Here is a 3,085-nt window from a genome sequence, read left to right on the forward strand (position 1 = left end):
GTAACGAAGGGGAAATGGAGAAATCAGGGAAAAGGGGAAAAAGTATTCTTATTTTAGTAAGAAAATCATATTATTTAGAATGTCATTGACAACTGATGAAACCTTCTGCTACCTAATTCCCCTACCCCTCTCCTTTCTCCCCATGAACGCTCTCGGATAAAATTGAGCGTTGATTTTATTAGCCCTTCCAAACAGACAATCTTCTTTTCCCCCCACCGAAGGAACAAGGATCAAGGTGCAAGGAACAGGGTCTTTCCCTACTCTTTACCTCTTGCCCTTTGATTTCACAAGTGCTGTTTCCAACCCCATTAGCATCCTTCTCTTTTCCATTCACCTTAATCTTTGAACCTCGATCCTTGAACCTTTTTATCCGAAAACCTTCCCCATTTCCCCTTTTCTCCTTATGGACACCTGAACGCTTACGGGACATCAAAATAAGGAAACAAATAGAGTAGTAATATTCATTACTGCCGTGATTCTCCTGGTGTTAACTGAGTGCTGATACCTGATTACTGAAAACTTACTCACCAGTTACCAATTACCAGTTACCAATCACCAGTTATCACTTACTTTACAGGATTCATTGTTAATAAAACAACAAACACAATCACTCCGACTATACATAGAGTAAAAATTGTCACTAATACAATTCTTCTTTTCTGTTTTGCCCGCTGGTTTATAAGTTCCTCAACGGTAGTTATTTTCGATATAGAGCCTAAAGAAGGGACTGCTAAAACAGATTCAGCATCTTCCATGCTTCTGAAGGAATGGTCTGTATATTCGCCTAAGAAAACACATCCACATCCAAAAATCGACCCAATAACAAATGCTAAAAAAACCATCATATTCATATCAGGTTTAATTGGGTGTAAAGGTTCTCTTGCGGGGTCTATAATTTTAAATCTTGTTCCGCGTTCTGCCTTCTCTAATTTTTGAGAGATATTAGCTGTTTCTAATCGATTTAATAACATCGAATAAATACTTTCATTCACTCCCATATCTCTGGTTAGCCGGGTGAGTTCTTGTTCTTGACTCGGAACTATCCTTGCCCGGCTTTCATATAATGTGGCTAATTCTTGTAATTGTTTTTCTCTGGCGCTCAGAGAATCAATTAATGCCTCTGTATCGCGTAATTTCGACTCTATTTCCATATATGTTGGATTAACTTCTGTTACTTCACTACTTATTGTTGAATGTTTTTCATCTTGAATGCGTGCTTCAAGTTTTTGGATGCTATCATTTAACGCTATTACCCAGGGATGTTCATCTGTGCATTTCTTTGCCTTAAGGTCACTCAATTCTGTTTGAAGTTCAATCAATTTAGCGTTTAATTTTTCGATAACAGGATTTATTGAAGTTGTTTTAGAAGTGATAATTTTTTCTTCACTAGCCAATTGTCTTTGTAGCAATTGTTTAGTTTTATGAGCCTCTTGTAAATCAAGTCTAATTTCTAACAGAGCATCTTTAATACCAATTGCCTTAGCTAAGTTTGAGCCACCACTACCTGGCAGTTCTAATAGATTTTTCTCTTTGAAGTCTTTTAATGATGCCTCTGCCTCTTCAAGTTTTTCTTGATAATGCTTAACTTGATCCGCAATAAATTTAATAGCCGAAAGTGCCTCCTCTTCCTGGCCAGAAATTTCTTCTTTAACCAAACTCTTAGTAATATAGTTGACTACTGCCTCAGCAACTTTTGGATTTGCATCTTCAAAAGATACTTGAATAAGAAATCTTGCTTTTAAAATAACTTTAATTCTCTTCTGAATGGATTGAATATAGGAATTAATTTTAGTCTGGTCTTTGGTATAGGGACATAATTTTAATTTCTCCACCATCTCGGCTAACCTATACCAACTCGTTATTTGCTCTTTTAAGATATCCAGACGTTCCTCAATAGTAGGTGCAACAGCCATACCACTGACTAATGGTGAAAGAAGTTGCTTTTCTTCTACCACAAGCATAGCCTTAGATTCATAAATTTTAGGCATAAAGATAGCCCCTATTGTCGTCGTAAGAAATATAGTAAAAAAGGGTATTATAAATAGCCATTTCCGACGAAATATTACCTGGAGATAATCACCTATATTAACTCGTGTTGCTTTAAGTATATCCATCTCTTCTCCTTATTCCCCAATTCCTTTAATCCCTTCTATTAATCCTATAAAGGCAAGAATCCTACTAATAGGTGACGCAATTTTATCTAAACCATCACCTATTTTAGCTGGTATATTAGATGGAATATAAACTATATCCCCTGCCTGCAACTCAATATCTTCTTTCAAACATCCTTTATTTAAAATCAGTGATAGATTTACGATTTTAACTATTGGTTTAGTCGGTTGTGGTGTAATAATTCGCACTCGTCCCAGTGCCGCAGATTTAGTTGGTAAGCCGGCTTTGAGTATAGCTTCCCGTAACGATATAACCGTTCCGCCAATTGGATACTCACCTGGTTTACTTACCTCGCCTAAAATATAAATTTTTTTACTGTTGTATCCTACTATCGTTACCGAAACCTGTGGAGACATTATATACTGGGAGAACTTTTCGGTTAATATCTTTTCTAACTCCTCTTCTGTTAATCCTTCAACCATTACATCTCCCAATAGAAGAAAGGAGATATTACCTGCGGGATTAACTACCATATCACCACTTAATTCTGGATGGTCCCAGACAAAAACCCTTATGACATCATCCTTACCTAACAGGTAAGAAGTTCTATCTTTTGCCCATAAATTCTGTGTTAGCACATTCAATAAAAATAATATAATAATAGTAAAAATAAAACTCCATCGCAGACTCATATCTTTTCCCTCCATTAGTTTAGTAATTGGTAATTGGTGAATGGTAATTAGTTAGCATTTATCAGTTAACCGATTACTTACTTTTAATTTCATGAAGTCTTCATATAAACTATACCATAATTTATTTATTTTGTCAATCTAAAAAAGTAGATAGCAGCAATTCTCGGTGAAACTAAATAAACAGCCCAAGTAACCACCTTAAAGCCATTTTTTGCTTTTTAAACATCTTCTTCCTCTAAATTGCTTAAAATTTCCCCCTCCTAAACCTCTGGAGAATCTCC

The 3,085-nt window shown here is 35.8% G+C and carries 2 protein-coding genes; both read right to left on the reverse strand.

From position 1 onward, the window contains the following. Nucleotides 1–566 precede the first annotated feature (566 nt). On the reverse strand, nt 567–2,114 hold the full coding sequence (locus tag AB1414_18075) for an XrtA system polysaccharide chain length determinant (GenBank protein MEW6609322.1): 1,548 nt from the start codon (nt 2,112–2,114) through the stop codon (nt 567–569). A 9-nt stretch (nt 2,115–2,123) separates the two neighbouring features. Further along, nucleotides 2,124–2,804 (reverse strand): polysaccharide biosynthesis/export family protein, encoded by a 681-nt coding sequence (locus AB1414_18080; protein ID MEW6609323.1) that lies wholly within the window; start codon nt 2,802–2,804, stop codon nt 2,124–2,126. Between the last annotated feature and the right edge of the window lie 281 nt (nt 2,805–3,085).

It is taken from the genome of bacterium (assembly GCA_040755795.1).
Classification (GTDB): Bacteria; UBA9089; CG2-30-40-21; order CG2-30-40-21; family SBAY01; genus JBFLXS01.